A 25,515-nucleotide genomic window follows, 5' to 3' on the forward strand; every position below is an offset into this window, starting at 1 on the left:
GAGCGTTGAATGGCCTGACCCAGGCAGAATTTGTCGCTCTCTGACTATCTAAGGCAACTATGTACTATGATCTCATCCACACGGAGCTCGGCCTTATTTTTCTGCAAGCCGACCAAGAGGGGCTGAAATTACTCGCCTTTGCCAGTGACGGTTTCCAACCCTCTCCAAGCTGGATTCACCACCCTGAGAAAATGCACGAATATTCCAGTCAGGTAAAGGAATACCTCAGAGGCCAGCGCCAGCAGTTTTCTCTGTCCCTGGCACCAACAGGCACAGACTTTCAAAAGAAAGTGTGGCTGGCAATTCAGGAAATTCCTTACGGGCAAATCATGACCTGCCAGCAAATTGCTGCACAGCTGGGAAACAAAAAGGCACATCAGGCGGTCGCACTGGCAAAGAATGTGAATCCCATCCCTCTGGTCATCCCCTGCCACCGTGTGGCTTGTGACCATCCCAGATTAAGCTGTCGTTTCGGGCTGGATCTGATTCATCGCCTGCGAGAACTGGAAGCCGGTCATATTCAGCCTCAGCTCTTACCGCTCTGAACTGTCTTCAGTTACAGAGCGGTTCACAGGTTAAGGTTTATTAATACCGTACTCACGCAGTTTATTTGCGACTGCCGTGTGAGAAACACCCAGGCGTTTCGCCAGTTTGCGGGTTGACGGATAACTGCGGTACAGGTTTGACAGAATGCCGGACTCATACCGCTTCATGATGTCATCCAGTGTCCCGTCAAGCGTCTCTTCGTTGATCACGCTGGCAGACTCATGTTCCGGCAGATGAATATCATCCACCGTCATTTCATTACTTTCCAGCTGTGTCATCGCACGGAACAGCACATTGCGAAGCTGGCGGATGTTCCCCGGCCACGCATACTGACTCAGCATCTGAGACAATTTATCGGAAAGCGCAGGTTTCGGCTGCTGAAGTTCCTGAGCAAACTGAGACACAAAGAGCTCAGCCAAAGGCACGATATCCGCAGCACGCTCCCGCAATGGCGGTACAACCAACGACAGCACATTCAGACGATAGTAAAGGTCCTCACGGAACTGTCCCGCAGCCACCAGATCCGGCAAGCGTTTCTGTGTCGAGCAAATCACCCGGACGTCGACCTTCACTTCATGTTCTTCACCCACGCGGCGGAAAGTACCGTCTTGCAGGAATCGCAGCAGTTTCACCTGCAGATGAGAGGACATCTCACCAATTTCATACAGGAAAACGGTCCCGCCGCTGGCTTGCTCGAAAATCCCTTTTTTACCCGGTTCACCGCCAGTCCCGGCAACCCCGAACAATTCAGTTTCAGCGGCATTGTCTGGCATGGAGACACAGTTCACCAGCAAAAACGGTTTATCCCGTCTCAGAGAACGCTGATGACAGGCACGGGCAAGCATTTCTTTACCGGTACCGGTTTCACCCTGAATCAGCAGCGGAGCATCCAGCAGCGACAATTTCTTCGCCTGCGCTATCAGATGGCGGAAACGCGAAGACTGACCAACCAGATGTTCGAAACCGTTATCACCGCTAATCTGACGCATCGCCAGCGGCATTTTCGCTTCAGAAAGTGATTTCAGCAGAATCACAGCACTGGCCAGCACTTCATTTTCCGCATCATCCGTAACATAAACCGGCAGGACTTCCATCAGATAATCCAGCCCGGCCAGTACGACCATTTCGCTGTAATGTTTGGCGCCGTCTTTCTCCAGCCAACGGTTGAAGTTAAACCCCAGAACACTGTGTATGGTCTCACCGAGAACTGCTTCACGGGATTTCCCCAGAACCAGCTCCGCGGGCTGATTGGTCAGGTCAATTTTGCCGTGCAGGTTGACCGAGAAAAACGGATCCGGCAACGCTTCCAACAAAGCTTTCAACTCTTTGTGCTCACGCTCGCTGGGCATGAACTGTATTTTGCGAACATCTGTAACACCGTCCAGCTGACGGATTTGAGACATCAGCTGACGAAATTCTTCAAATTCGATTTCCGGACAATTGAGATAAATGATCCCGCTACGATCGATTTCGATACCGTGCAAATCCAATTCACGGCTGGCGAGAATATCCAGTAATTCGCGGGTCATTCCTAGCCGGTCGACACAAAAGACTTGTAGTCTCATAGCAATTGCCTATTCACTCCAGACTAACTGTCAACAATTCGTGACACGGAAGAAGTGTGCGCGGAAGTTTCCGGATCGTCAAGACAGTAAATGCACAAGGTGAGAGCTGTATCGTGATGATATGGCGGCAAAAAAGCCCAATTGATGATTCATGCCATAGATTGAATAAAAAACAACCAGCCTGAATCCCTGGCTGGTTGTCTGCAATATCCTGAATCAGGTCTTTGGTGTCTCTGATTGATCCGCCCCCAAGCGCCCGATTAAATCCCGGCGAATATCGCTTAATGCCGGTGCCTGATCCGGCTGCCAGGGCAATGGACGCATCAGATTCATCGCCTTCAGCCCCAGCCGACCGGTCAGCAGGCCAATCCCCAGTCCCTGTGCAGCTCTGGCGGACAAGCGCCCCGTCAGGTGGACAGATAACAGATCCATACTGCTGTCTGTGATTAACTCACTGGCCCCGGCGATCGCCATATTTTTCAGAACCAGTTTAAACAACTGAATTCGGGACCAGTAACCCAGTTCAATCCCATAGACGGCCGCAATCTGGTCAATCAAACGGAAATTACGCCAGGCCACCAGTAAAGCATCGGCAATCGCCAGCGGGCTGACTGCCACCATCAAAGCAGCTTCACGGGCATACTTCACCACCAGTTTTTTCGCCTGCTTATCCTGCTGACTGACCACCAAGTGATCGTACATCTGCATTACTTCCGCATCATTATGCGTGGCGGCAAGCGACGCCAGCCATCGGCTGTAACCGGCATTTTCATGCGTAATCCCGCCTTGTTTTGCCAATCGGGTACAGAACGCTTTCCCCTGGCCGATACCGTCTTCCGCCAGCAATTGCTCTGCCTGCTCACGCTCCGTCTGCCGTGCTTTCAGACGACGCAGACGCACCCATTCACGGCCAATCGCACCAATTCCCGTGGCAGCCACGGAAGCCACCAGCACACTCCAGCCCAGTGATAGCCAGTCGCCACTCTGATAAGCCGTGGCGACATAATCCACACTCTGCCAGACGGTCAGACCCACGCCCCCGAGCAGCAACGTCTTCAGCCAGCGTCCTTTTGAGCTGTGCTTGCCCAGTGTTTTCTGCAACTGCGCCTCAGCCTGCGTTTCCTGCTCATCTTCAGGTCCGGCGGGCAGAAAGCTCTTCTGTTCACCGGCAAATTCATAACGGGCTTTCAGCTCAGGCGAAGCCTGAGCCTGTTCTTGTTCGTCGAATACAATCTTGCTTTGATACGATTTCGTCATCGTAATTTATCTCCCAGCAAAAACGACAGGGTTTTGTCCATTCGGATATGCGGCAACGGCTCATCACTTTGCTGTGGCAACGGCCGGAAGCTGACAAAGTCAAAGCGCTGCGCTTGCCAGAAACTGTCATCCGGCAGTCGTCTCGGAACTTCTCCCGGAAACAGGGTTTGTGCCTGTCCGGATAACGTATGCCCCCGCAGCGCGGGCACCTGCGTTCCCTGATGCGTGACAAAACCCGGTTCAGTCGCCTGAATCGCCGCCAGACTGGTACAACTCATATTGATGCCTTCAAACGATGCGGTCTGCCAGGCTTCGTTAACCATTTGCTGGAGCAGACTGACCAGATTCGGGTGCTGTTCCGGGGTCACATGATCCGCTTTGGTGGCGGCAAACAGCACTTTATCAATCCGGGGCGAGAACAGACGACGCAACAACGAGCTGCGGCCATAATGAAAACTCTGCATCAGTTGATTGAGTGCGTGACGCATGTCGTTGAAAGACTCCGGCCCGGCATTCAGTGGCTGCAGACAATCAACCAGAATGATCTGCCGATCAAAACGAGAAAAATGCTCGCGGTAGAAACCTTTCACCACATGCTGCTGATAGTACTTATAGCGGCTGCGCAGCATGCCAAAGTTGGTGTTATCACCTGCATCCCTGAGCTGGCTTTCGCTGTAATTCTCCAGCCACATGAAAGGAAAGAACTGCAGCACCGGCGCACCGGCCAGTTCCCCCGGTAACACAAAACGCCCGGGCTGAACCCAGTGCAAACCCGCTTCAGCCTTACATTTATAGAGATATTCCGTAAATTGCGCGGCCAGTTTCGCCAATGCGCTTTCATCTGCAGCCGCCAGCGGGTCGAAGGCTTCTCCTGCGCTCAGCCAGCTCTTCGCCAGTACCTGACGACGTCCCGTCATCAGCCGGGTCTGCTGTTTTGACCACGCCAGATAGTCCATCTCCAGCAACGGTAAATCGAGCAGCCATTCTCCCGGATAGTCAATAATATCCAGATACAGGGTGGCGGTATCCTGCAACAATTTCAGCGGGCCTTTCTGCGGCTTGAATCGCAATGCCATTCGGATCTGGCTGACATCCCGGGTCGGCTCAGGCCAGTGCGGCGGAGTCGTCAGCAAAGCCTGCATCCCCTCTTCATAACTGAAAGCTGGTACATGCATGTCAATCTGAGGCACCCGGCGGGCCCCCAGCAGATAACCATCGCTGACGGCCGGAAATAAAGGCAGCCTCGGGTTGGTACTGACATGCTGTAACTGATTAACCAGCGAAGTAATAAATGCCGTTTTCCCTGCCCGGGATAATCCAGTCACGGCAAGCCTGACGTGCCTGTCCAGACCTCGGTTCACCAGCTTATTGAGCTCTTGCCCCAAATGAATCATATCCTGCCCTTTGAATTTGAGTTGTGATTGGCTGGAACAGAAAAGCAGGCCGCTGCCTGCTTTACTTCTGACACCTGAATTCATTCAGGTTCATTTTTACGGTTTAAAGCTGCTTAAAAGCTTTCTCGACATTGAAGGCAGAGGAAGTCACATAAGCTTCCATCTCCCGAAGCTTACTTTCCATCCCGTCCATCTCGGTCTCAAGATTATCAAGCACCTGTGATGGCGGTTGTCCCGACTGCCAGGGTTTCTGCTTCAGGGTATGCTCTTTATAAGCATTCTGCTGCATTTGTCGTTCCTCTGGCATCTTGTCCAGAAACAGGCAGGCTGCAACGTAAGCAAGGATGACAAAAAAACCTAACAGCAGAAACGCAGACACGGTGAGGATACGCACCACCCAGGCTTCCATACCGAAATACTCGGCAACCCCGGCACAGACACCCCCCAACTTACCGTTCTTCGGATCGCGATATAAGGTTTTTGTCATGACTTCTGCCTCCAGTGCGGTGCTTCAGCATCCAGTATTTTTTCCAGCGTGATAATCCGCTGCTGCATTTGCTCAGCCCGCTCAACCAGCGCCTGTAGTTTACTCGCCTCCTCACCGGAGAGACCCTGCGCGGAATGACGTTTACTGCGATAGTGCAGAATCAGCCACAAGGGGGCGACAAATACCAGAAAGACAATCAACGGCCCGATAATGAATCCCATAGACATGCTATTTCTCCTTCCTAGGCGTTATTCTTTGTCTTTCATACCAGCTTTCAGACGCTCAAGCTCCTTTTCAATCTCATCCTGCGCCTGAAGATCGGCAAACTCCTGTTCCAGGCTCTTGCCCCGGCCTAAATTATAGCTATCGGCTTCAGCTTCCATTTCATCAATACGACGCTCGTACTGTTCAAATTTAGACATCGCCTCATCAACTTTACTGGTGTCCAGCTGACGACGCACATCACGGCGGTTCCCCACAGCCTGATGACGCATCACCAGTGCCTGCTGACGGGCGCGGGTTTCCTGCAGCTTCCGCTCCAGCTCAGCCACTTCATTCGCCAGCTTATTGATGGTTTCATCCACCAGCTTATATTCTTCCTCCAGCGCCAGTACCACATCACTGATTTTCTGTTTTTCAATCAGCGCGGCACGGGCCAGATCTTCACGATTTTTCTGCAGTGCCAGCGTTGCTTTATTCTGCCAGTCTTCAGACTGTGCCTGCAGGCTGGAAATCCGGCGTTGCAGCTCTTTTTTGTCTGCCATCGCTTTGGCAGAAGAAGTACGGACTTCAACCAGCGTATCTTCCATCTCCTGAATGATCAGGCGGATCATTTTTTGCGGATCTTCTGCTTTATCCAGTAATGAATTGACGTTGGCGTTCACGATATCCGCAAAGCGAGAAAAAATACCCATAATTGTCTCTCCTTCATTGCCGTAACCGCGAAACCGGGTTACCAGCATTGTGATGTTTGATTTCACCAGACAGCCATCTGTCTATGACTCTGCGTTGTGTATTACAAAAGCCATGCCAACTTTCAAAAACATTGAATATCAGCAAGTTAGCTTTACAGACATTGAAAGGGGCTGCTATCTTATGAATGTTTCAGCCAAGTATTGGCGAAATTGACCACCCCAGTTGCTGTAACCCCCACTTTTTTGACTGAGACGGAAGAAATGATGCAAAAAACAGACAACCTGATTGGAGAATCAGAATCCTTTCTTGCAGCACTGGACCACGCTTCCCGCCTGGCGCCGCTGGAACGCCCGATTCTGATTCTGGGCGAACGGGGAACCGGTAAAGAGCTGATTGCCCAGCGTATCCATTACCTTTCCAAGCGCTGGGATCAGCCGCTGGTATCCCTCAATTGTGCCGCCCTGAGCGAAGGTGTGATTGATTCTGAACTCTTCGGCCATGAAGCCGGTTCATTTACGGGCGCCAAAGGCCGCCACCAGGGCCGCTTTGAGCGGGCTGAAGGCGGCACGCTGTTCCTTGATGAGCTTGCGACCTCACCGCTTGGCATACAGGAAAAATTGCTCCGGGTGATTGAGTATGGAGAATATGAACGGGTCGGCGGCAGCAAAACCTGCCAGGCTAACGTCAGACTGATCTGCGCCACCAATGCTGACTTACCCGCCATGGCAGACACCGGTAAATTCAGAGCCGACCTGCTTGACCGGTTAGCTTTTGACATCATTCACTTGCCGCCATTGCGAGAGCGTAAAGACGATATTCTGCCCCTGGCAGAGTACTACGCGGTCCGTATGTGCCGTGAAATGGGTTACGGCTACTTTGCCGGTTTCAGCCCAACCGCCCGACAATCCCTGCTACGTTATCAGTGGCCCGGTAATGTCCGCGAATTAAAAAATACTGTGGAGCGCTCCGTCTTCCGCCACAGCAGAGAAGACCAGCCTGTCTCCACGATCGTTCTGGATCCCTTCTCGCCCCCATGGCATGAAGCACCACAGACAAACAGCACAGAACCTGCTGTACAAAACGCAGAACAAGCTCAGCTCCGATTACCGCTCGATTTACGCGTATTTCAGGCAGAGCAGGAAGTTCAGCTCATCAATCAGGCACTGGAACAAGCCAAGTTCAACCAGCGAAAAGCCGCGCAACTGCTTGGATTAAGCTACCATCAACTCAGAGGCTTACTCCGTAAGCATGATATGGTCGGCAGCAACCAAGAAGAATAAGAAAACGACGAGATTTCAGAAAATCACTTTGGTAATTGAAGGAGATACCTTGGTGCTTGACGCGGAAAGTGGTAAATTTAGCTACTTGTTTTTACTCTACACCTTTTGATAAGAGCGTTGTTATGAACGCCTGTTTCCGATTGCTGCTCGTCTTTACCGGATTGCTGGGTTTGACCGCCTGTTCTCAGCCCCAAGAAGACAATACCATCCGTAAGTGGGGATTTATTTATTGTGGTCAGGATACCCCATGGACCTTCAATCCGCAGTTAACTGACGGCGGCCATACGGCAGACAGCCTGGCAGCCCAGATTTTTGATCGCCTGCTCCAGTTGGACCCGGTCAGTCATTTGCCGCAGCCCGCACTTGCCAGTCGCTGGGATGTCAGTGAAGACGGCCTCGAGTACACATTTACGCTCAGAGACGATGTGCGGTTTCAGCGGACTGCGAATTTTTCGCCGACACGGCGCTTTAATGCTGAAGACGTGCTGTTCAGTTTCAAGCGGATCATCGATCCCAAGCATCCGTATCATGCCGTCTCAGGTGGCCATTATCCCTGGTTTGAAAGTCAGTCGTTTGCCCGTTTAATCGATCGCATTCAGATCATCGACAAACACCAGATCAAATTTATCCTGACCCGGCCAGACAATGCGTTTCTTTCGACGCTGGCAAGCTCTTATGCGGCCATTCATTCCGCAGAATATGCTGACCAGCTGCTGCGTCAGGGACATCCGGATTATATCGATACCAGACCGGTCGGCACCGGCCCGTTCTATATGGATGAATATCAGCCACACGATCTGATCCGGCTGAAACGCCACCCTTATTACTGGCGCGGCGCACCTTTTATGCATCAGGTGGTCTTTGATATTTCTTCGCGCGGTACCGGCTCGCTGGCTAAATTACTCAACCACGAATGTGATGTGCTGTCTTCTCCGGTTGCCAGTCAGCTGCCTGTGATTAAAAACAATCCCAACTTCGAGCTCATTGCACAAACTGCCATGAATGTGGCATTCCTCGCGATCAATAACAGCATCCCGGCACTTCAGGATGTCCGCGTCCGTCAGGCGATTAATCTGGCGATCAATCGTGAAAACCTGCTCGATTCCGTCTATTACGGTACGGGAACCAAGGCCAAAACACTGCTGCCACCGATGTCCTGGGCGCACGCCTTTGATTTACCGGAAGTCCGTTATGATCCGGACTTGGCACTGAAATTACTGAAAGATGCCGGATACGACCATAACCTGCATCTGATCCTGGCTGTCCCGATGGAACCCAGACCCTACAATCCAAGCCCGCGCAAAACCGCAGAGCTGATTCAGGCCGATCTCCGTGCCGTCGGGATTGAAGTTACTTTACTGCTGCAGGACAGGCCGCTTCGTCCGGGTTCAGCTGCGCAAAAAAGTATCGACCTGACTCTCACGGGCTGGGTTGCAGATAATGGCGATCCGGATAACTTCCTGCGCCCTCTGCTCTCTTGCAGTGCCAAGCAAGCCGGACTGAATGTCGCGAACTGGTGCAATCTGCAATTTGATAACCTGCTTGAACTGGCTTCCCGTACCACTCAGTTGGATCAGCGGATGGACTATTACCAGTATGCGCAGGAAATATTACAGGATGAGGTCCCGGTGATCCCGCTGGCACATGGCATCCATTACCAGATCCACCATCACTCTTTGCACGGGCTGCACCTGAGTCCGTTTGGTACCCGCTCGTTTTCCAATGTGTACCGGAGCGAATAACTGAATGTTTATCTATACCATTCGCCGCCTGAACCTGTTTCTGATCACGCTTGTTATCCTGACCATGATTGGATTCAGTATTTTGCGGATTGAACCCACCAGCTACTGGAACCTGCATGAATTCTGGTCCGGCTGGCTCCTGTATCTCGAAAACCTGATGATTGGCAATCTGGGCCTGAATCAGAGCGGCAAACCCATTCTGGCGGAAATTCTTACGGTGTTTCCGGCAACGCTGGAGCTGTGTTTCTTCGCCTTCATTCTGTCGCTGATTGTGGGCATTCCGCTCGGGACACTGGCTGGTATTAAACGCGGTCGCTGGGTGGATACCTGCATTTCATCTCTGACACTGGTGGGATACTCCTTGCCCTTGTTCTGGCTGGCAATGCTGCTGATCATGCTGTTTTCACTCAAACTGGGCTGGCTGCCTGTCGCCGGACGCTACAATCTGCTGTATCAGATTGAGCCTGTGACAGGTTTCGCGCTGATCGATGCTTTCTTATCAGAAGCGTCCTATCGTTCGGCTGCACTGGTGGATGTTGCCCGGCACCTGATCTTGCCAACGCTGGTTCTGGCGATTTCTCCCACCACTGAAGTGATCCGCCTGACCCGGGCTTCTGTGGCAGATATCATGCAGCAAAACTTCATTAAAGTTGCCCAAACCAAAGGTTTGTCGATGGGTGAAATCATCATGCGGCATGTCATGAAAAATGCCATCCCGCCCATTATTCCCAAGCTGGGGATGCAGTTCTCCACCATGATGACATTCGCGATGCTGACCGAATCCATCTTCAACTGGCCCGGGATTGGCCGTTGGCTGCTGGACGCCATTGCCACACAAGACTACGTTGCCATCCAGGCTGGTGTCATTACGGTCGGCGGTTTTATTCTGTTTGCGAATATTTTGTCTGATCTGGCTGGTGCCATGGTGAACCCGCTGACCCGTAAGGAATGGTATGCCATCAAATAATATTTATCAGGAGCACAGGATTCCGACTCAGTGGGAACGATCCTGGCAGAATTATCAGGCAAACTCACTGGCCGTATTCGGACTCTGGTGCCTGGGCTTTCTGATGCTGACAACCATTTTTGCCCCCCTGCTGGTTTCCTACGGCCCCAGTGATCAGGTGGGAGAGTTTCTGATGCCCCCTTCCTGGGATGCCAGCGGTCATGTGGAATTCTTCTTTGGAACTGATGATCTTGGCCGGGATCTGTTTACCCGAATTCTGCTTGGCAGCCAGCTGACATTCGGCTATGCGCTGCTGGTGGCTTTCGCCTCTGCCATTCTGGGCATTGCCATCGGGGTGCTGGCGGGGATGACCCGGGGGCTGAAATCCAGCATCCTGAACCACGTCCTGGATACAGTGTTGTCTATCCCTTCCCTGCTGCTGGCGATTATCGTCATTGCCTACATGGGAACCGGAATCACCAGTATTCTGCTCGCGATCTGGCTGGCGCTGATCCCACGTTTTATCCGTGCCATCTACTCAGCCGTCCATGATGAAATGGAAAAAGAATACATCATTGCGGCCCGGCTGGACGGTGCAAACAGTTTTTATCTGTTGTATCACTCCATTCTGCCAAACATTCTGGTCGTGATTATCAGTGAGCTGACCCGTGCAATCTCAATCGCCATCATTGATATCGCGGCACTGGGTTTCCTGGGACTGGGCGCTCAGTCCCCTTCTCCGGAATGGGGAGCAATGCTGGGTGATTCAATTGAGCTGATTTATCTGGCCCCCTGGACAGTCACCCTGCCCGGTCTGGCCATCACGTTCAGTATCTTAGTGGTAAACTTAGTAGGAGAGGGTCTCCGCCAGGCAATCAATGCGGGGGTAGACTGATGCCATTACTCGATATCCGAAATCTCACCATCGAAATTGAAACGCCACAAGGCATGGTCAAAGCTGTAGAACGTATGAGCCTGACCCTGAATGAAGGCGAAATCCGCGGACTGGTCGGTGAGTCCGGTTCAGGAAAAAGTCTGGTCGCCAAAGCTATTGCCGGGGTGACCAAGGATAACTGGCGGGTCAGTGCAGACCGTTTGCGACTGGGCGACATCGATCTTCAGGCGCTGTCACCACGTGAACGCCGTAAAATCGTTGGCCGTGAAATCGCGATGATTTTTCAGGAGCCATCCTCTTGCCTTGATCCGTCGGAGCATGTCGGCCAGCAGCTGGAAGAAGCGATTCCGCGCAGCTCGTTCAGCGGCGCTTTCTGGCAGCGATTCCATTGGCGTCAGAAACAGGCAATCGCCCTGCTCCACAAAGTCGGCATCAAAGATCACAAACGGGTCATGAACAGCTATCCCTATGAGCTGACTGACGGTGAGTGCCAGAAAATCATGATTGCCATGGCGATCGCCAACCGCCCGCGCCTTCTGATTGCAGATGAGCCGACCAATGACCTTGACCCGATCACTCAAGCACAGATTTTCCGTCTGCTCAGCCGGATGAACCAGCTGAATAACACCACAATCCTGCTGGTCAGTCATGACCTGACGACAGTCACTCAGTGGGCAGACCGGATCACCGTCATGTATTGTGGTCAGGCGGTCGAATCCGGCAGCCGGAAACAACTTCTGACCGCACCGCATCATCCGTACACAGTCGCCCTGCTGCAAGCAATGCCTGACTTCAGTCAGGATATTCCGCACAAAAGCAAACTGACGACACTGCCTGGCTCCATTCCGCCGTTACAGCACCTGCCCATTGGTTGCCGGTTGGGGCCACGTTGCCCTTATGCCCAGCGCAAATGTGTTGAAGTGCCCAAACGCAAAAAGATCAAAAATCATAAATACAGCTGCCATTTCCCACTGAATATGCCGGAGCCAAAATCATGAGTGCCCTTTTGGAAGTTGAAAACCTGAGAAAGGAATACCATCATCGCTCTGGTCTCTTTCGTCGGCGCAGCACAGAAGCTGTCAAACCTGTCTCTTTCAAGCTGGAAGTTGGTGAAACTCTTGCATTGATCGGTGAAAACGGCTCAGGAAAATCGACTCTGGCAAAAATGCTGGCGGGTGTGGTTGAGCCGTCTGGCGGCGAAATCCGGGTCAACGATGAACCGCTGGCGTTTGAAGATTACCGGACCCGCTGCAAACTGATCCGGATGATTTTTCAGGATCCCAATACGTCTCTCAACCCTCGTATTCAGATTGGTCAGATTCTGGAAGGACCGCTGAAACGAAACACAAACATGACGCCGCAGGAGCGTGAAAATCGTATCAAAGCCACACTGCTTCGTGTCGGGCTGCTCCCGGAGCATGCGTATTTTTATCCGCAAATGCTCGCAACCGGTCAGAAACAACGTGTTTCACTGGCACGTGCGCTCATCCTTCAGCCCTGCATCATCGTGGCAGATGAAGCCCTGAACGGACTGGATATGTCTGTCCGTTCTCAGATCATCAACCTGCTGCTCGACCTGCAACAAGAAATGGGGCTGTCATACATTTATGTTTCCCAGCATATGGGAGTGATCAAGCATTTCAGTGATCAGCTGATGGTGATGCAGCACGGTGAAGTTGTGGAACAAGGCGCGACGCAGGAAATTTTCAGCGCCCCCCAGCACCCCCTGACACAAAAACTGCTCGACAGCCACTTTACGGCGCCTTCCCACGATCGCAGTACGCGTATCAGCAGCCGCTCAGCAAAAATTCACGTTTAACTGAGTACAATCCACGCCCACGCTACAGCAGCAACCACTGAAGTCATGACAGGCAGCACAACGTACATCCCGAGTGTACGGCTGCCGATAAACCAGGCCATCAGCATTTTCACCACGCTATTCACACAGGCAGCCAGCACAATTCCGATCGCAGCCGTCTGAATGCTGATCTGAAACTGACTCTGACGCCCCAGCGCCAATGTAATCGCATCCACATCAGTAATCCCGGAGACAGCTGAAAGCACATAAGTCCCCGTGTCACCGAACCATTCCTGCAATACATGAGACAGCACCACAATGACCATCAGCACCACGCCGAACATCAAGGCTGCAGGTAACGCCAGCGGATTTCGCTTCACGGCCGGAGGCTGATAATCTTCCATCGGATTACGTTTCCAAATCCACACCGCCGGTAAATAGAAACACGCCATCATGAGCAACATCGGTACGGAGACCATGGCGACCAAATTGGCATTGATCACGGAGCAAAGCAGGATAATCCGGGGGAACATCGTCCCACAGCTCAGCAGAATGCCCCCTCCCAGCAGCGGGGAGAGAAATTTATCCTGTTTCGACAAATTGGAGAACTGCAAAGTCAGTGCTGTCGACGAGCTGAGGCCGGCAAACAGACTGGTAAATAAAATCCCTTTACGCGGACCGCCGATGCGAATCGCGAAATAGCCCACAAAGGAAATCGTGGCAATCAGCACAACCAGCCACCAAATCTCAAAAGGGTTGATCGCTTTCCATGGGCCAAACCCTTCATTGGGTAACAGTGGCAACATGACAACTGAGATTAGCAACAGCCGAAACGCAGCATCGAGCTCATATTCTTCGATTTTTGCTATCGCAGTGTGGAGCTCTTCTTTCATATCCAGAATAATGGCCGTGACAACAGCAGCCGAAGCGGCAACGACCGGCTGACCGCTAACAGCAAGACAACCCAGTAAGAAAGTCATCAGAATTCCAATCACACTGGTGATACTCAGATCAGTCGTCAGCTGCAGCCGAAAAATATAAGCAATCCCAATTACGACACTGAGCGCGACTATGGCAAATCCCAGCACAATGGCCGAGTAGATTCCGGAAAGCAGCCCAATCAACCCCCCCATCAAACCAATCAGTGAGTAGGTCCGGATGCCCGCAACCCGCTGCCCTTCTTTTTGGTTTCGGGTAACCCAGCCACGCTGTAATCCAATAATTGCTCCCAGTAATAGGGCAATCCCCAGACGCCATAGCGGTGACTGCCAGTTCACGACCTGATCCATACTCAAATCCATTTGATTGTTTTCATTGAATTTTAGAGCGTGTTTGTCTTTCTTGCATAACAGACTCCAGAATCTGTTGTGCGAGGGAGAAAAAAACAAAAATCTGAGTGAACGGCCAGAGAAAAGAACCCCCGCACAGGGCGGGGGTGGAAGGCGTCAGGAAAATCAGCCCTGAAGGGAGCGGTTAATCTCAGCAAGGACCGCAGCCGGATCAGCCGCCTGCGTAATTGGCCGACCAATCACCAGATAGTCAGAACCGGCTTTCACAGCGTCAACCGGTGTCATCACACGACGCTGGTCGCCGGCAGCGCTGCCTGCAGGCCGGATCCCTGGTGTAACCAGTTTAAACTCAGTGCCCAGATGAGACTTAAGCATCGTCGCTTCCTGCGCAGAACATACCACACCGTCCAGACCGCTATTTTTCGTCAGGGTCGCGAGGCTGAGCACATGCTCCTGAGGCGTGCGGGTAATCCCGACACCCGCCAGATCCTGCGCTTCCATACTGGTCAGGACCGTCACCGCAATCAGCAGAGGACGATCTTTTCCGTAGGGTTCCAGGATTTCACGGGACGCCGTCATCATCCGTTCACCGCCGCTGGCATGGACATTCACCATCCACACGCCCAGATCTGCTGCAGCCTTGACTGCTCGCGAACAAGTATTCGGAATATCATGAAATTTCAGGTCCAGGAACACGGAATGACCTTTATCATGTAATTTGCGTACAAAGTCAGGACCAAACAGCGTGAACATTTCTTTGCCGACTTTCAGACGGCAGCTGCCCGGCTCGATTCGATCAACAAAGGCCAGTGCTTCATCCTGAGTCGGATAATCCAGCGCCACAATTACTTTTGGGTCTAACATGCTCTCTCCTAGACTTTGGTTCTGTCTTGCTTCTTTCAAAAGAAAGGGCCATCACCACAGGTGATCAGCCCTTTCAATAATACGTTTGCATTTCGCTTATTCCCCGTCCAGACCGCGGATGGGCTTGACGGCCCCCCACCCTTTACAGGACGGACACTGCCAGTACAGCGAATGGCTTTCAAACCCACATTTCCCGCAGCGGTAATGAGGCTTCATTTTTAACTGCTCGCCCACCAGGCCGCGCAATGTCGATAAACTGTCTTTTGCCCGGCCTTCTTCAGCTTCATCCAAATGGTAATCCATCAGCTGATAGAAACCTTTCATGGTTGGATTCTTGACGAGCTGGCGCGTCATAAAAGTCTGAGCCATCACGGCGCCTTCATGACGGGCAATTTCATCTGCCAGCATCAGTTCTGCGGTCGCACCAGCATTATTGTCAACACAGTGGCGCAGATACTGAATCCAGCCGCTTTCATTTTGAGTTGCTTCATAGCACTCAAGCAGCATAGGCAGGGTTTCACTGATGTAATCTACATCTTGCTCGGTCACCCGCTCCAGTTGCTGGGCAGCCGATTTATAATTTTTTTCTGCCATCAGAATTCGCGCCATGCTAATCGATGCGCGAACACAGTTTTTGTCAGCTGATAAGGCTTTCTTGAGTAATTGCTTTGCTTTATCCGGATTCTGAGTACTCAGCTCCAGCATCGCCTGTTCACACCAGAAGTGAGCGATATCATGACGGAGCTTATGTTTGCCCATTTTCACCAGCTGGGTCGCCATCTCAATAGCACGATCCCACTCACGGGTTTGCTGGTAAATCGTTAACAGTTGCTGCAAAGCACCTTCCCGATGATCGGGCTCATCCAGCAACTGCTCAAAGATTTTTTCTGCCCGGTCAAAAAAGCCGGCGGCCATATAGTCTTTGGCCAACTGCTGCAAAGCAAGGTTTCTCTGGTCAATAGTCAGGTTGGGGCGGGCAATCAGATTCTGGTGGATGCGTATCGCACGATCAACCTCGCCCCGGCTTCGGAACAAGTTCCCCAGGGCAAGATGTGTATCTATCGTTTCACTGTCAACCTGTAAAAGTTCAATGAACAGGTCGACAGCTTTATCAGATTGATCAGACAGCAGCAGGTTCAAACCGGTCACGTACTGACGTGACATATGATGTGACTTTTCCTGCCGCTTATTACTCGCGCTTCTGTTACCCATATACCAGCCATATGCTGCGGCAATCGGCAGTAACAGAAACAACAGCTCTAGCATGAAATAATTATTCCTTGGCGGTCTCTGCAGAACGCAGCTGTTCTAGTTCTTTTTCTTGCTTGGCGACTTTTTTCGTTAAGCGGTTTTTTGTAAAGCGGGCTTTCAGGTACATTGAACCACAAATCAGCCAGCCAATCGCAAAGCCGATTCCAAAGGTGACACCTAAAAGCGTAGATAACTGAAACTGTCCCTTGGCAATCAGAAAATCGAAGTCAACCATCACCTGATTCTGTGCACCTAATGCCAGCGTAATCAAAAAGCACGCTATCAGAATAATAATGCCTACTATTTTCATCGTGAATCCTCTCACTAGATCAAAAACTTGATGGCTAGATTATGCAGTAAAACGACTCATCAGACCATGATCAACAGACATAAAAAAACGGCATACTTACAGCATGCCGTTTTCTTGTGCTAAATACGATTATCCTGCATTCGGCGTATTCACGCGATCACGCAACTCTTTACCTGGTTTAAAGTGAGGAACGTACTTGCCGTCCAGCTCGACCTTATCCCCAGTTTTTGGATTACGGCCAACGCGCGGTGCGCGATAATGCAAAGAGAAACTACCAAAGCCACGGATTTCAATACGGTCCCCTTCAGCAAGGGTTGTGGCCATATGCTCAAGGATTTCCTTGATCGCATCTTCTACTTGTTTCGCAGAAAGATGTGTTTGTTGGCTGCAGAGCCTTTCGATCAATTCAGACTTCGTCATAATCACCCCGTTTTTTAGTATGTTTCTCAATAGTATAACCGTTAAGGGGGAAAATACTTCCCCCTTGGGGCAAATTATTCGCCTTTAGCAGCTTTGAACGCGTCAGCCATAGCGCTACCGAACGCAGCATCATCTTGCTGGTTCAGGCTAGCCATTGCTTCTTGCTCTTCATCTTCGTCTTTCGCACGTACAGACAGGTTGATTACGCGGTTCTTACGGTCAACACCGGTGAACTTCGCTTCAACCATATCACCTTCAGACAGGATCAGAGTCGCGTCTTCTACGCGGTCACGAGAAGCTTCAGATGCACGCAGGTAACCTTCTACGCCTTCAGCCAGCTCAATAGTTGCGCCTTTCGTGTCAACAGCAATTACTTTACCGTTAACCAGAGTGCCTTTCTTGTTCATTGCAACGAAGCCGTTGAACGGGTCTTCTTCGATTTGCTTGATGCCCAGAGAAATACGCTCACGCTCAGCGTCAACAGCCAGAACAACTGCAGAGATCTCGTCGCCTTTCTTGAAGTCACGAACTGCGTCTTCGCCTGCAACATTCCAAGAAATGTCAGACAGGTGAACCAGACCGTCGATGCCGCCGTCCAGACCGATGAAGATACCGAAGTCAGTGATAGACTTGATCTTACCAGTTACGCGGTCGCCTTTAGCTTGCGCTTCAGCGAACTGCTGCCATGGGTTAGATTTACATTGCTTCAGACCCAGGCTGATGCGACGACGCTCTTCGTCGATGTCCAGAACCATAACTTCAACTTCGTCACCCACGTTAACCACTTTAGATGGGTGGATGTTCTTGTTGGTCCAGTCCATTTCAGACACGTGTACCAGACCTTCAACGCCTTCTTCGATTTCAACGAAGCAGCCGTAGTCAGTCAGGTTAGTTACGCGACCAGACAGCTTAGTGCCTTCTGGGTAACGCTTAGCGATAGCAACCCATGGATCTTCACCCAGTTGCTTCAGACCCAGAGATACACGAGTACGCTCACGGTCGAACTTCAGAACTTTAACGTTGATTTCGTCACCAACATTAACGATTTCTGATGGATGCTTAACGCGTTTCCAAGCCATGTCAGTGATGTGCAGCAGGCCGTCAACACCGCCCAGATCTACGAATGCACCGTAGTCGGTCAGGTTCTTAACGATACCTTTAACTTCCATGCCTTCTTGCAGAGAAGCCAGCAGCTCATCACGCTCAACGCTGTTTTCAGACTCGATAACAGCACGACGAGAAACAACAACGTTGTTGCGCTTCTGGTCCAGCTTGATAACTTTGAACTCTAGCTCTTTGCCTTCCAGGTGAGCAGTGTCACGTACTGGACGAACGTCAACCAGAGAACCAGGCAGGAACGCACGAATGCCGTTCAGCTCAACAGTGAAGCCACCTTTAACTTTACCGTTGATGATACCAATAACGGTTTCAGCATCTTCGTAAGCTTTCTCAAGCTGGATCCAAGCTTCGTGACGCTTCGCTTTCTCACGAGAAAGTTGAGTTTCACCGAAACCGTCTTCAATCGCGTCCAGAGCTACGTCAACTTCAACGCCAACTTCGATTTCCAGCTCACCAGCAGCATTTTTGAACTGCTCAGCAGGAATAGCTGACTCAGATTTCAGGCCAGCGTCAACCAGAACGAAACCGTTCTCAATGGCAACTACAGTACCTTTAACGATCGCGCCAGGGCGTGTTTCGATTTCTTTCAGAGACTCTTCAAAGAGTTGAGCAAAAGATTCAGTCATTTAAATAATCTTCAGTATATGAACAACCATGGGTATCCTACCGCATGGGGTTGAAAATAAAGTCAGTTATCAATCCTTGACACCGACATACCATCAGGCTGATTTCGCAGCCGACAATTTTTCTTCAATATGAGCCAGGGCCTGTTGGGTCACCTGCTCAATCGACAGATGCGTAGAGTCTAGCACTAAAGCATCTGCTGCGGGACGCAATGGTGCTACCGCTCGGTTGCGGTCGCGATCATCACGTTCCTGAATTTCGCTTAAAAGACTATCAAAGTTAACACTTAAGCCTTTTTGTTGCAACTGGTTCATGCGACGCTTGGCGCGTTCCTCAGCGCTCGCATCCAGGAAAATTTTCACTTCGGCACCCGGAAAGACAACGGTCCCCATGTCCCGGCCGTCTGCGACCAGACCCGGTTCGCCACTGAATGCACGCTGACGACGAAGCAATGCTTCACGGACACGGGGTAAAGCCGCGACTTTTGATGCCGCATTTCCGACTTCTTCGGTACGCAAGGTTGATGAGACATCCTCACCTTCCAGAATCACCCTGACCAGTTCACCCTCAGCAAGAAACTGCACATCAAGATGAGCAGCCAGGGGAACTAAAACGTCTTCAGAGTCCAGTTCTACGCCATGATGAATTGCTGCCAGTGCCAGTACACGGTAGATAGCACCGGAGTCCAGTAAATTCCAGCCCAGCTTTTCTGCTAACAGCATGCAAAGTGTTCCTTTACCGGCTCCACTTGGCCCATCAACAGTGATCACTGGCGCGTTTGTAGACATAGAATTCTCCGAATTTGTTTAACCTTCAGCAAAGTTGCTGTTTTAACGCGGGCCGTATTATACGGTAATTTTGACTCAGAGGCACTTCAAGTCGCGGAAAAAATTCACCCGGCATTCAGGCCGGGTGAATCGTCAGCGCATCAATTATCAATTATTCGTGGCTGAGTGAGGCCAGTTTCTCGAAATAATCCGGGAAGGTTTTGGATGTACACTTCGGATCATTGATTGTGACTGGTGTATCCTGACTCATTGCCACCAGCGAGAAACACATCGCCATCCGGTGATCATCATAAGTATCGATAGCAGCATGCCGGAGCTGTGCCGGCGGGGTAATGATGATGTAATCCTCGCCTTCTTCGACGATCGCACCAACTTTACGCAATTCTGTCGCCATCGCGGACAGACGATCCGTTTCCTTCACGCGCCAGTTATAGACGTTGCGAATCGCCGTTGTTCCTTCAGCAAACAGCGCGGTGGTTGCAATCGTCATAGCTGCATCCGGGATATGGTTGAAGTCCATGTCTACGCCATGCAAACTGCCGCGGCGGGCAATGACGTAATCTTCACCCCATTCGATCTCAGCTCCCATTGCAGCCAGAGCTTCAGCAAACTGGGTATCTCCCTGAATACTGGATTTCCCAATTCCCGTCACTTTGACTTCACCGCCTTTAATCGCTGCAGCAGCCAGGAAGTAAGATGCTGAGGATGCATCCCCTTCCACCAGGAAATCGCCCGGTGATTGGTATTGCTGACCACCTTTCACGATAAAGCGTTGATAGTTATCGTTTTCAACCGAAACGCCAAACTGCGCCATGATGTGCAGCGTAATATCGATGTACGGCTTGGAAACCAGCTCACCTTTAATTTGAATCACAGTGTCGCCAGATGCCAAAGGTGCGCTCATCAGGAAAGCCGTCAGAAACTGACTGGAAATCGACCCGTCAATCTCAACTTCACCGCCTTTGAGGCCGGTTCCCTGGATGCGCAGCGGTGGGAAACCTTCATTTTCAAGATAAGTCACTTCCGCACCCGCACTCTGAAGTGCTTCGACCAGATGCCCGATCGGACGCTCTTTCATTCGCGGTTCGCCAGTCAGTACGTACTCACCCGCACCCAGGCACAATGCAGCAGCGAGGGGGCGCATCGCAGTGCCTGCGTTGCCTAAAAACAACTCAAGCGATTCTGGAGTATGGAAAGCCTGGCCTAATCCCTGCACTTCACATACGGTCTTGTCTTCTGAAAGCTGATAAGTCACGCCCAGTTTTGTGAGCGCATTGAGCATGTGACGAATATCATCACTGTCGAGCAGATTCGTGAGGCGAGTTGTGCCTTTCGCCAGCGCAGCCAGCAGCAATGCACGGTTCGACACACTTTTGGAACCAGGCAGGTTCACTTCTCCATCAATACGCTGAATTGGCTGTAAGGTTAAACTCTCCATTGGGTGTTTTATCTGTCCTGTTGTATTTGCGTTTTTGCAGAGTAGCGAATATTTCTGGGTGATGCCAGAGTAAAACACATCATCTCCACATCCAGCCTGCGCTGACACCCAATCCATCATGCTCTTACACAGCACTGGCAGCAGGTATTCCACTGTCTCTTCAGGCGCAGACTTCTCAATTCAGCTGGCCTGACAGGACATCCCGATGTCACATCCTACTGGTGAATAAAGCGATAATATCCCGCTACAACTTCTCCCAAAAACAGTCTTTTATTGCTAAAAAAACAAAAGCCGCCCCAAAAGGCGGCTTAGAGAGATTCAGACCTGGACACAATCAGGCATTTTCACGCTCAAATTCAGCCATAAAATCAACCAGAGCCTGGACACCTTGAATTGGCATCGCATTATAAATGGATGCTCGCATCCCCCCGACCACACGGTGACCCGCCAGCGCCTTCAGACCTACCGCATCCGCCTGCTGCAAAAATGCTTTGTCCAGCTCAGGGTTCTTCAACTGAAACGGCACATTCATCAAAGAACGGTTATCCGGGTGCACTTCGTTCCGATAGAAATCAGACTGGTCGATAAAGTCGTACAACACCTTTGCTTTGGCTTCATTCCGGGCCTGCATCGCTTCCACGCCACCAATGCCCTTCAGCCATTTGAATACTTCGCCAGCCAGATACCAGGCAAAGGTCGGTGGTGTATTAAACATCGAGTCTTTTTCCGCCAGAACTTTATAGTCCAGGATACTTGGCAAAATCTGTTTTGCTTTACCCAGCAAGTCATCACGTACGATTACAATCGTCAGACCGGCAGGACCAATATTTTTCTGAGCACCGGCGTAAATCACACCGTACTGGGACACATCAATCTTGCGCGAGAGAATGGTAGAAGACATATCTGCCACGATTGGCTTGTCCGTCTGAGGCAGGTCACGGATCTCAATACCATCGATTGTTTCATTCGGGCAGAAATGAACGTAAGCAGCATCGTCTGACAATGGCCACTCACCGGCTGGAAGGACAGCTGTCTTCCCGTCACGTTCACAAGCAATCGAAACGATGTTTGGCTGACAGTACTTTTTCGCTTCTTCAATCGCACTATGTGCCCAGTAACCGCCGTCGATATAATCTGCGCGCTCAGCATCTCCCAGCAGGTTCATTGGAACTGCCGCAAACTGCGCTCTTGCACCGCCATGGCAGAAAAGCACATGGTAGTTATCAGGAATGTTCAGCAAATCCCGCAAGTCGCGTTCGGATTGCTCAGCAACTGCGATAAAGTCTTTACTGCGATGGCTGATTTCCATGACGGAAGTTCCCAGACCATTCCAGTTCACCAATTCCTGTTGGGCTTTTTTCAAAACCTCTGCTGGCATCATTGCCGGACCGGCACAAAAGTTATAGACCTTATCCATGATGAGAAACATGCTCCTGCTTTGCAAAAATGACATGATCAGGTTGTTGGCAGCACCAATCATCCGATCTTCGTCCTGATTTTTTACACCTTTCGCCCTTTACTGAAAACCTTTTTTGTTGCGCAAACGACAAAAAAAGCCCGCTGAAGGCTGAATTAAGATGAAAGACCGTATTTTGCTAAAAAAATGTTATAAAAAAACGCAGCTCTGAGGCTGCGTTTTCTGTTCCGTCAGCGAAAATTAATCTTCGCTGCTTTCTTCCGCATCATCCTCAGATGCCGGTGGCGTTTCATCAGTTGCGGCATTCGCTTCACCTGATGCTTCACCTTCAGACATTTCACCTTCACTGAAAGGCAAATCATCTTCTTCTGGTTCTTCAATGCGTTGCAGACCAACAACCTGCTCGTCTTCCGCAGTACGAATCAGCGTCACACCCTGCGTATTACGGCCCACGCGGCTGACTTCAGCCACACGGGTACGAACCAGTGTGCCGGCATTGGTGATCATCATAAATTCATCACCATCCTGCACCTGAACAGCCCCAACCACAGAACCGTTTCGCTCAGAGACTTTGATTGAGACCACACCCTGTGTCGCACGGCTCTTCGCCGGATACTCTGCCAGATCGGTCCGCTTACCATAACCATTTTCAGTTACGGTCAGCACATCACCCTCATTGTGAGGCACAATCAGCGAAACAACTTTATCGTCTTCTGCCAGCTTGATACCGCGAACACCTGCCGCCGTACGGCCCATGCCACGTACCTGCTCTTCAGAGAAGCGAACAACTTTACCTGCTGCTGAGAACAGCATGATGTCGTTCTGGCTGTCAGTGATGTCCACACCAATCAGTGAGTCACCGTCACGCAGGTTCACGGCAATGATACCGGCACTGCGAGGACGACTGAAATCAGTCAGTGGTGTTTTCTTCACGGTTCCGTCAGCCGTTGCCATGAAGATGAACTTGTCTTCTTCATATTCTTTGACTGGCAGAATGGCGGTAATACGCTCGTTCTCTTCCAGCGGCAGAATGTTCACAATCGGCTTACCACGGGCTGTCCGGCTGGCCTGAGGCAGCTGATATACTTTCAGCCAGTACATCCGGCCACGACTTGAGAAACACAGAATCGTATCGTGCGTATTGGCAACCAGCAGACGCTCAATGAAGTCTTCATCTTTCATTCGCGTTGCCGCACGGCCTTTACCGCCACGACGCTGTGCTTCATAGTCAGCCAGCAGCTGATATTTCACATAACCATGGTGCGACAGAGTAACCACAACGTCTTCCTGACTGATCAGATCTTCCAGGTCGATATCATGGCTGGCTGCGGTAATTTCAGTCCGGCGTACATCGTTAAACTGCTCTCTCACCAGCTCCAGTTCTTCGCGGATGACTTCCATCAGACGCTCGGCACTGCTCAGGATCAGCATCAGTTCTTCGATCTGTGTCAGCAGACCTTTGTACTCGTCCAGAATCTTCTCGTGTTCCAGACCGGTCAGTTTGTGCAGACGCAGATCCAGAATCGCCTGAGCCTGCTGCTCAGTCAGATAGTACCGACCGTCGCGAACACCCAAATCCTCTGCTAACCACTCAGGACGTGCCGCATCAACACCAGCACGTTCCAGCATGGCTGCAACGTTACCCAGTTCCCATGAACGAGCCAGTAGACCTTCACGGGCAATCTGTGGCGTCGCGGCGTTCCGGACCAACTCGATAATCTCATCGATATTCACCAGCGCAATCGCCAGACCTTCCAGAATATGCGCGCGCTCACGGGCTTTACGCAGTTCGAAAATAGTCCGGCGGGTCACCACTTCACGACGGTGGTTAACGAAGCTTTCCAGCATTTCTTTCAGGTTAAACAGCTTCGGCTGGCCATTTTTATCCAGCGCCACCATGTTGATACCGAAAGTGGTCTGCAGCTGAGTCTGTGCGTACAGGTTATTCAGGACAACCTCGCCCACTGCATCACGACGGCACTCAATCACAATGCGCATCCCGTCTTTGTCAGACTCGTCACGCAGTGCACTGATGCCCTCGACTTTCTTCTCTTTTACCAGCTCGGCGATTTTCTCAATCAATCGCGCTTTATTGACCTGATACGGAATTTCGGTAACAACAATGGTCTCTTTACCATTCTTGTCAGTTTCAATGTCCGCCTTCGAGCGCATGTAGATTTTGCCGCGGCCGGTTTTATAGGCGTCAATGATTCCTTTACGACCACTGATCTGTGCCGCAGTCGGAAAATCCGGACCCGGAATGTAATCCAGCAGCTGGTCAATCGTGATCTGGTCGTTGTCCATGTAAGCCAGACAGCCGTCAATCACTTCACCCAAGTTATGCGGTGGAATGTTGGTCGCCATACCTACGGCAATACCGGACGCACCGTTGACCAGCAGGTTAGGAACTTTAGTCGGCAGAACCGCAGGAATACGCTCTGTACCGTCGTAGTTGTCAACATAGTCGACAGTTTCTTTATCCAGATCCGCCAGCAGTTCGTGAGCAATTTTGCTCATCCGCACTTCGGTATAACGCATTGCCGCAGCGGAGTCGCCGTCAATGGAACCGAAGTTGCCCTGGCCGTCGACCAGCATATAACGAAGGGAGAAAGGCTGCGCCATACGAACAATGGTGTCGTATACCGCACTATCACCATGAGGGTGATATTTACCGATCACGTCGCCCACAACACGGGCAGATTTTTTGTATGGTTTGTTCCAGTCATTGCCCAGTACATTCATCGCGAATAGTACGCGGCGATGCACCGGCTTCAGGCCATCACGCACATCAGGAAGAGCACGACCCACGATGACAGACATCGCGTAGTCGAGATATGAGCCTTTCAGCTCCTCTTCAATGTTTACCGGCGTGATCTCTTTTGCAAGATCGCTCATGGAGCCACTATCCCTCAGGTAGATTCTGTCGTATTTTTATACGTGCAAGGTGCGGGAATATAGCATATTTCCCACTTAATAGGCACACCTTTCGGCGCCTTTCTTGTGAGTAATTTTGCGAATTGAAGATAAACTTCCCCGTCTGCATCCTGACAACTGACGGATTCCCCACCCGAAATTGTTTGATTTTCACCCACACCAAACAACACCGGTGAAGAAGTCACCAATCCCTTCATCCACAACGAGTTCCGGGCTCAGGATTCATAATCAAGGAT

General features: G+C 51.1%; 23 protein-coding genes. 7 read left to right on the plus strand and 16 right to left on the minus strand.

Annotation, left to right across the window (positions count from 1 at the left end):
• Window positions 1-59: 59 nt before the first annotated feature.
• Window positions 60-545, plus strand: a complete 486-nt coding sequence (locus L4174_RS10395) for a methylated-DNA--[protein]-cysteine S-methyltransferase (RefSeq protein ID WP_248140694.1) — start codon at window positions 60-62, stop codon at window positions 543-545.
• Window positions 546-575: 30 nt separating this feature from the next.
• Here L4174_RS10395 and tyrR read toward each other — a convergent pair whose 3' ends face one another.
• The 6 genes from tyrR to pspA all read right to left on the minus strand — a co-directional run bounded on the left by tyrR (window position 576) and on the right by pspA (window position 6,163).
• Window positions 576-2,111, minus strand: a complete 1,536-nt coding sequence (tyrR, locus tag L4174_RS10400; protein ID WP_248140695.1) for a transcriptional regulator TyrR — start codon at window positions 2,109-2,111, stop codon at window positions 576-578.
• Between the two features lie 216 nt (window positions 2,112-2,327).
• Window positions 2,328-3,368 (minus strand): YcjF family protein, encoded by a 1,041-nt coding sequence (locus L4174_RS10405; RefSeq protein WP_248140697.1) that lies wholly within the window; start codon window positions 3,366-3,368, stop codon window positions 2,328-2,330.
• Complete coding sequence (locus tag L4174_RS10410) at window positions 3,365-4,762, minus strand: YcjX family protein (RefSeq protein WP_248141679.1); 1,398 nt, start codon at window positions 4,760-4,762, stop codon at window positions 3,365-3,367. The genes L4174_RS10405 and L4174_RS10410 overlap by 4 nt, the downstream gene beginning before the upstream one ends.
• A 103-nt stretch (window positions 4,763-4,865) precedes the next feature.
• A complete protein-coding gene (gene pspC / locus L4174_RS10415) occupies window positions 4,866-5,249 on the minus strand; it encodes an envelope stress response membrane protein PspC (protein ID WP_248140699.1) in 384 nt (127 codons plus the stop codon).
• A complete protein-coding gene (gene pspB, locus L4174_RS10420) occupies window positions 5,246-5,476 on the minus strand; it encodes an envelope stress response membrane protein PspB (RefSeq protein ID WP_248140702.1) in 231 nt (76 codons plus the stop codon). The genes pspC and pspB overlap by 4 nt, the downstream gene beginning before the upstream one ends.
• A gap of 21 nt (window positions 5,477-5,497) precedes the next feature.
• On the minus strand, window positions 5,498-6,163 hold the full coding sequence (gene pspA / locus L4174_RS10425; RefSeq protein ID WP_248140704.1) for a phage shock protein PspA: 666 nt from the start codon (window positions 6,161-6,163) through the stop codon (window positions 5,498-5,500).
• Between the two features lie 264 nt (window positions 6,164-6,427).
• Here pspA and pspF point away from each other — a divergent pair, with 264 nt between their 5' ends.
• The 6 genes from pspF (at window position 6,428) to L4174_RS10455 (ending at window position 12,846) form a co-directional block, all read left to right on the plus strand.
• Window positions 6,428-7,444, plus strand: coding sequence for a phage shock protein operon transcriptional activator (pspF, locus tag L4174_RS10430; protein ID WP_248141680.1), 1,017 nt, complete (start codon window positions 6,428-6,430; stop codon window positions 7,442-7,444).
• A 122-nt stretch (window positions 7,445-7,566) separates the two neighbouring features.
• Entirely contained in the window at window positions 7,567-9,186 is a 1,620-nt protein-coding gene (gene sapA / locus L4174_RS10435; RefSeq protein ID WP_248140706.1) for an ABC transporter substrate-binding protein SapA, read from the plus strand.
• Between the two features lie 4 nt (window positions 9,187-9,190).
• Window positions 9,191-10,153: an ABC transporter permease subunit gene (locus L4174_RS10440; RefSeq protein ID WP_248140708.1), complete on the plus strand. Its 963-nt coding sequence runs from the start codon at window positions 9,191-9,193 to the stop codon at window positions 10,151-10,153.
• Window positions 10,140-11,027 (plus strand): putrescine export ABC transporter permease SapC, encoded by an 888-nt coding sequence (sapC, locus tag L4174_RS10445; RefSeq protein ID WP_248140710.1) that lies wholly within the window; start codon window positions 10,140-10,142, stop codon window positions 11,025-11,027. Before L4174_RS10440 ends, sapC begins: the two co-directional genes overlap by 14 nt.
• The gene (locus tag L4174_RS10450; protein WP_248140712.1) at window positions 11,027-12,025 is read left to right on the plus strand and encodes an oligopeptide/dipeptide ABC transporter ATP-binding protein; all 999 of its coding nucleotides are present in this window, start codon (window positions 11,027-11,029) and stop codon (window positions 12,023-12,025) included. Before sapC ends, L4174_RS10450 begins: the two co-directional genes overlap by 1 nt.
• The gene (locus L4174_RS10455) at window positions 12,022-12,846 is read left to right on the plus strand and encodes an ATP-binding cassette domain-containing protein (protein WP_248140714.1); all 825 of its coding nucleotides are present in this window, start codon (window positions 12,022-12,024) and stop codon (window positions 12,844-12,846) included. Before L4174_RS10450 ends, L4174_RS10455 begins: the two co-directional genes overlap by 4 nt.
• Here the strand turns inward: L4174_RS10455 and L4174_RS10460 are convergent.
• The 10 genes from L4174_RS10460 to gyrA all read right to left on the minus strand — a co-directional run bounded on the left by L4174_RS10460 (window position 12,843) and on the right by gyrA (window position 25,240).
• Window positions 12,843-14,120, minus strand: coding sequence for an MgtC/SapB family protein (locus L4174_RS10460; RefSeq protein WP_248141681.1), 1,278 nt, complete (start codon window positions 14,118-14,120; stop codon window positions 12,843-12,845). The genes L4174_RS10455 and L4174_RS10460 overlap by 4 nt on opposite strands.
• 159 nt (window positions 14,121-14,279) lie before the next feature.
• Complete coding sequence (pyrF, locus tag L4174_RS10465) at window positions 14,280-14,978, minus strand: orotidine-5'-phosphate decarboxylase (RefSeq protein ID WP_248140716.1); 699 nt, start codon at window positions 14,976-14,978, stop codon at window positions 14,280-14,282.
• A gap of 96 nt (window positions 14,979-15,074) precedes the next feature.
• The gene (gene lapB / locus L4174_RS10470) at window positions 15,075-16,244 is read right to left on the minus strand and encodes a lipopolysaccharide assembly protein LapB (protein ID WP_248140719.1); all 1,170 of its coding nucleotides are present in this window, start codon (window positions 16,242-16,244) and stop codon (window positions 15,075-15,077) included.
• 7 nt (window positions 16,245-16,251) lie between these two features.
• Window positions 16,252-16,539: a LapA family protein gene (locus L4174_RS10475; RefSeq protein WP_248140721.1), complete on the minus strand. Its 288-nt coding sequence runs from the start codon at window positions 16,537-16,539 to the stop codon at window positions 16,252-16,254.
• 129 nt (window positions 16,540-16,668) lie between these two features.
• Window positions 16,669-16,959 carry an integration host factor subunit beta gene (gene ihfB / locus L4174_RS10480; protein ID WP_248140723.1) on the minus strand — a complete coding sequence of 97 codons (291 nt, stop codon included), beginning with the start codon at window positions 16,957-16,959 and terminating at the stop codon, window positions 16,669-16,671.
• A gap of 74 nt (window positions 16,960-17,033) precedes the next feature.
• A complete protein-coding gene (gene rpsA, locus L4174_RS10485) occupies window positions 17,034-18,704 on the minus strand; it encodes a 30S ribosomal protein S1 (protein WP_248140725.1) in 1,671 nt (556 codons plus the stop codon).
• A 93-nt stretch (window positions 18,705-18,797) separates the two neighbouring features.
• A complete protein-coding gene (gene cmk / locus L4174_RS10490) occupies window positions 18,798-19,490 on the minus strand; it encodes a (d)CMP kinase (RefSeq protein ID WP_248140728.1) in 693 nt (230 codons plus the stop codon).
• Between the two features lie 151 nt (window positions 19,491-19,641).
• Window positions 19,642-20,928, minus strand: coding sequence for a 3-phosphoshikimate 1-carboxyvinyltransferase (gene aroA, locus L4174_RS10495; RefSeq protein WP_248140730.1), 1,287 nt, complete (start codon window positions 20,926-20,928; stop codon window positions 19,642-19,644).
• A gap of 334 nt (window positions 20,929-21,262) precedes the next feature.
• Window positions 21,263-22,345, minus strand: a complete 1,083-nt coding sequence (gene serC / locus L4174_RS10500) for a 3-phosphoserine/phosphohydroxythreonine transaminase (RefSeq protein ID WP_248140732.1) — start codon at window positions 22,343-22,345, stop codon at window positions 21,263-21,265.
• A 240-nt stretch (window positions 22,346-22,585) separates the two neighbouring features.
• Window positions 22,586-25,240 carry a DNA topoisomerase (ATP-hydrolyzing) subunit A gene (gene gyrA, locus L4174_RS10505; protein ID WP_248140734.1) on the minus strand — a complete coding sequence of 885 codons (2,655 nt, stop codon included), beginning with the start codon at window positions 25,238-25,240 and terminating at the stop codon, window positions 22,586-22,588.
• Between the last annotated feature and the right edge of the window lie 275 nt (window positions 25,241-25,515).

It is taken from the genome of Photobacterium sp. CCB-ST2H9, from assembly GCF_023151555.2.
In the GTDB taxonomy this organism is placed as follows: domain Bacteria; phylum Pseudomonadota; class Gammaproteobacteria; order Enterobacterales; family Vibrionaceae; genus Photobacterium.

Bases quoted from the DNA above. Each gene is read 5' to 3' on its own strand.
- pspA (WP_248140704.1), bottom strand. From the start codon at position 6,163: ATGGGTATTTTTTCTCGCTTTGCGGATATCGTGAACGCCAACGTCAAT.
- serC (WP_248140732.1), bottom strand. From the start codon at position 22,345: ATGGATAAGGTCTATAACTTTTGTGCCGGTCCGGCAATGATGCCAGCA.
- L4174_RS10450 (WP_248140712.1), top strand. From the start codon at position 11,027: ATGCCATTACTCGATATCCGAAATCTCACCATCGAAATTGAAACGCCA.
- sapA (WP_248140706.1), top strand. From the start codon at position 7,567: ATGAACGCCTGTTTCCGATTGCTGCTCGTCTTTACCGGATTGCTGGGT.
- gyrA (WP_248140734.1), bottom strand. From the start codon at position 25,240: ATGAGCGATCTTGCAAAAGAGATCACGCCGGTAAACATTGAAGAGGAG.
- L4174_RS10455 (WP_248140714.1), top strand. From the start codon at position 12,022: ATGAGTGCCCTTTTGGAAGTTGAAAACCTGAGAAAGGAATACCATCAT.
- lapB (WP_248140719.1), bottom strand. From the start codon at position 16,244: ATGCTAGAGCTGTTGTTTCTGTTACTGCCGATTGCCGCAGCATATGGC.
- L4174_RS10475 (WP_248140721.1), bottom strand. From the start codon at position 16,539: ATGAAAATAGTAGGCATTATTATTCTGATAGCGTGCTTTTTGATTACG.
- pspC (WP_248140699.1), bottom strand. From the start codon at position 5,249: ATGACAAAAACCTTATATCGCGATCCGAAGAACGGTAAGTTGGGGGGT.
- aroA (WP_248140730.1), bottom strand. From the start codon at position 20,928: ATGGAGAGTTTAACCTTACAGCCAATTCAGCGTATTGATGGAGAAGTG.
- L4174_RS10410 (WP_248141679.1), bottom strand. From the start codon at position 4,762: ATGATTCATTTGGGGCAAGAGCTCAATAAGCTGGTGAACCGAGGTCTG.
- ihfB (WP_248140723.1), bottom strand. From the start codon at position 16,959: ATGACGAAGTCTGAATTGATCGAAAGGCTCTGCAGCCAACAAACACAT.
- pspB (WP_248140702.1), bottom strand. From the start codon at position 5,476: ATGTCTATGGGATTCATTATCGGGCCGTTGATTGTCTTTCTGGTATTT.
- pyrF (WP_248140716.1), bottom strand. From the start codon at position 14,978: ATGTTAGACCCAAAAGTAATTGTGGCGCTGGATTATCCGACTCAGGAT.
- sapC (WP_248140710.1), top strand. From the start codon at position 10,140: ATGCCATCAAATAATATTTATCAGGAGCACAGGATTCCGACTCAGTGG.
- L4174_RS10395 (WP_248140694.1), top strand. From the start codon at position 60: ATGTACTATGATCTCATCCACACGGAGCTCGGCCTTATTTTTCTGCAA.
- L4174_RS10405 (WP_248140697.1), bottom strand. From the start codon at position 3,368: ATGACGAAATCGTATCAAAGCAAGATTGTATTCGACGAACAAGAACAG.
- cmk (WP_248140728.1), bottom strand. From the start codon at position 19,490: ATGTCTACAAACGCGCCAGTGATCACTGTTGATGGGCCAAGTGGAGCC.
- pspF (WP_248141680.1), top strand. From the start codon at position 6,428: ATGCAAAAAACAGACAACCTGATTGGAGAATCAGAATCCTTTCTTGCA.
- rpsA (WP_248140725.1), bottom strand. From the start codon at position 18,704: ATGACTGAATCTTTTGCTCAACTCTTTGAAGAGTCTCTGAAAGAAATC.
- L4174_RS10440 (WP_248140708.1), top strand. From the start codon at position 9,191: ATGTTTATCTATACCATTCGCCGCCTGAACCTGTTTCTGATCACGCTT.
- tyrR (WP_248140695.1), bottom strand. From the start codon at position 2,111: ATGAGACTACAAGTCTTTTGTGTCGACCGGCTAGGAATGACCCGCGAA.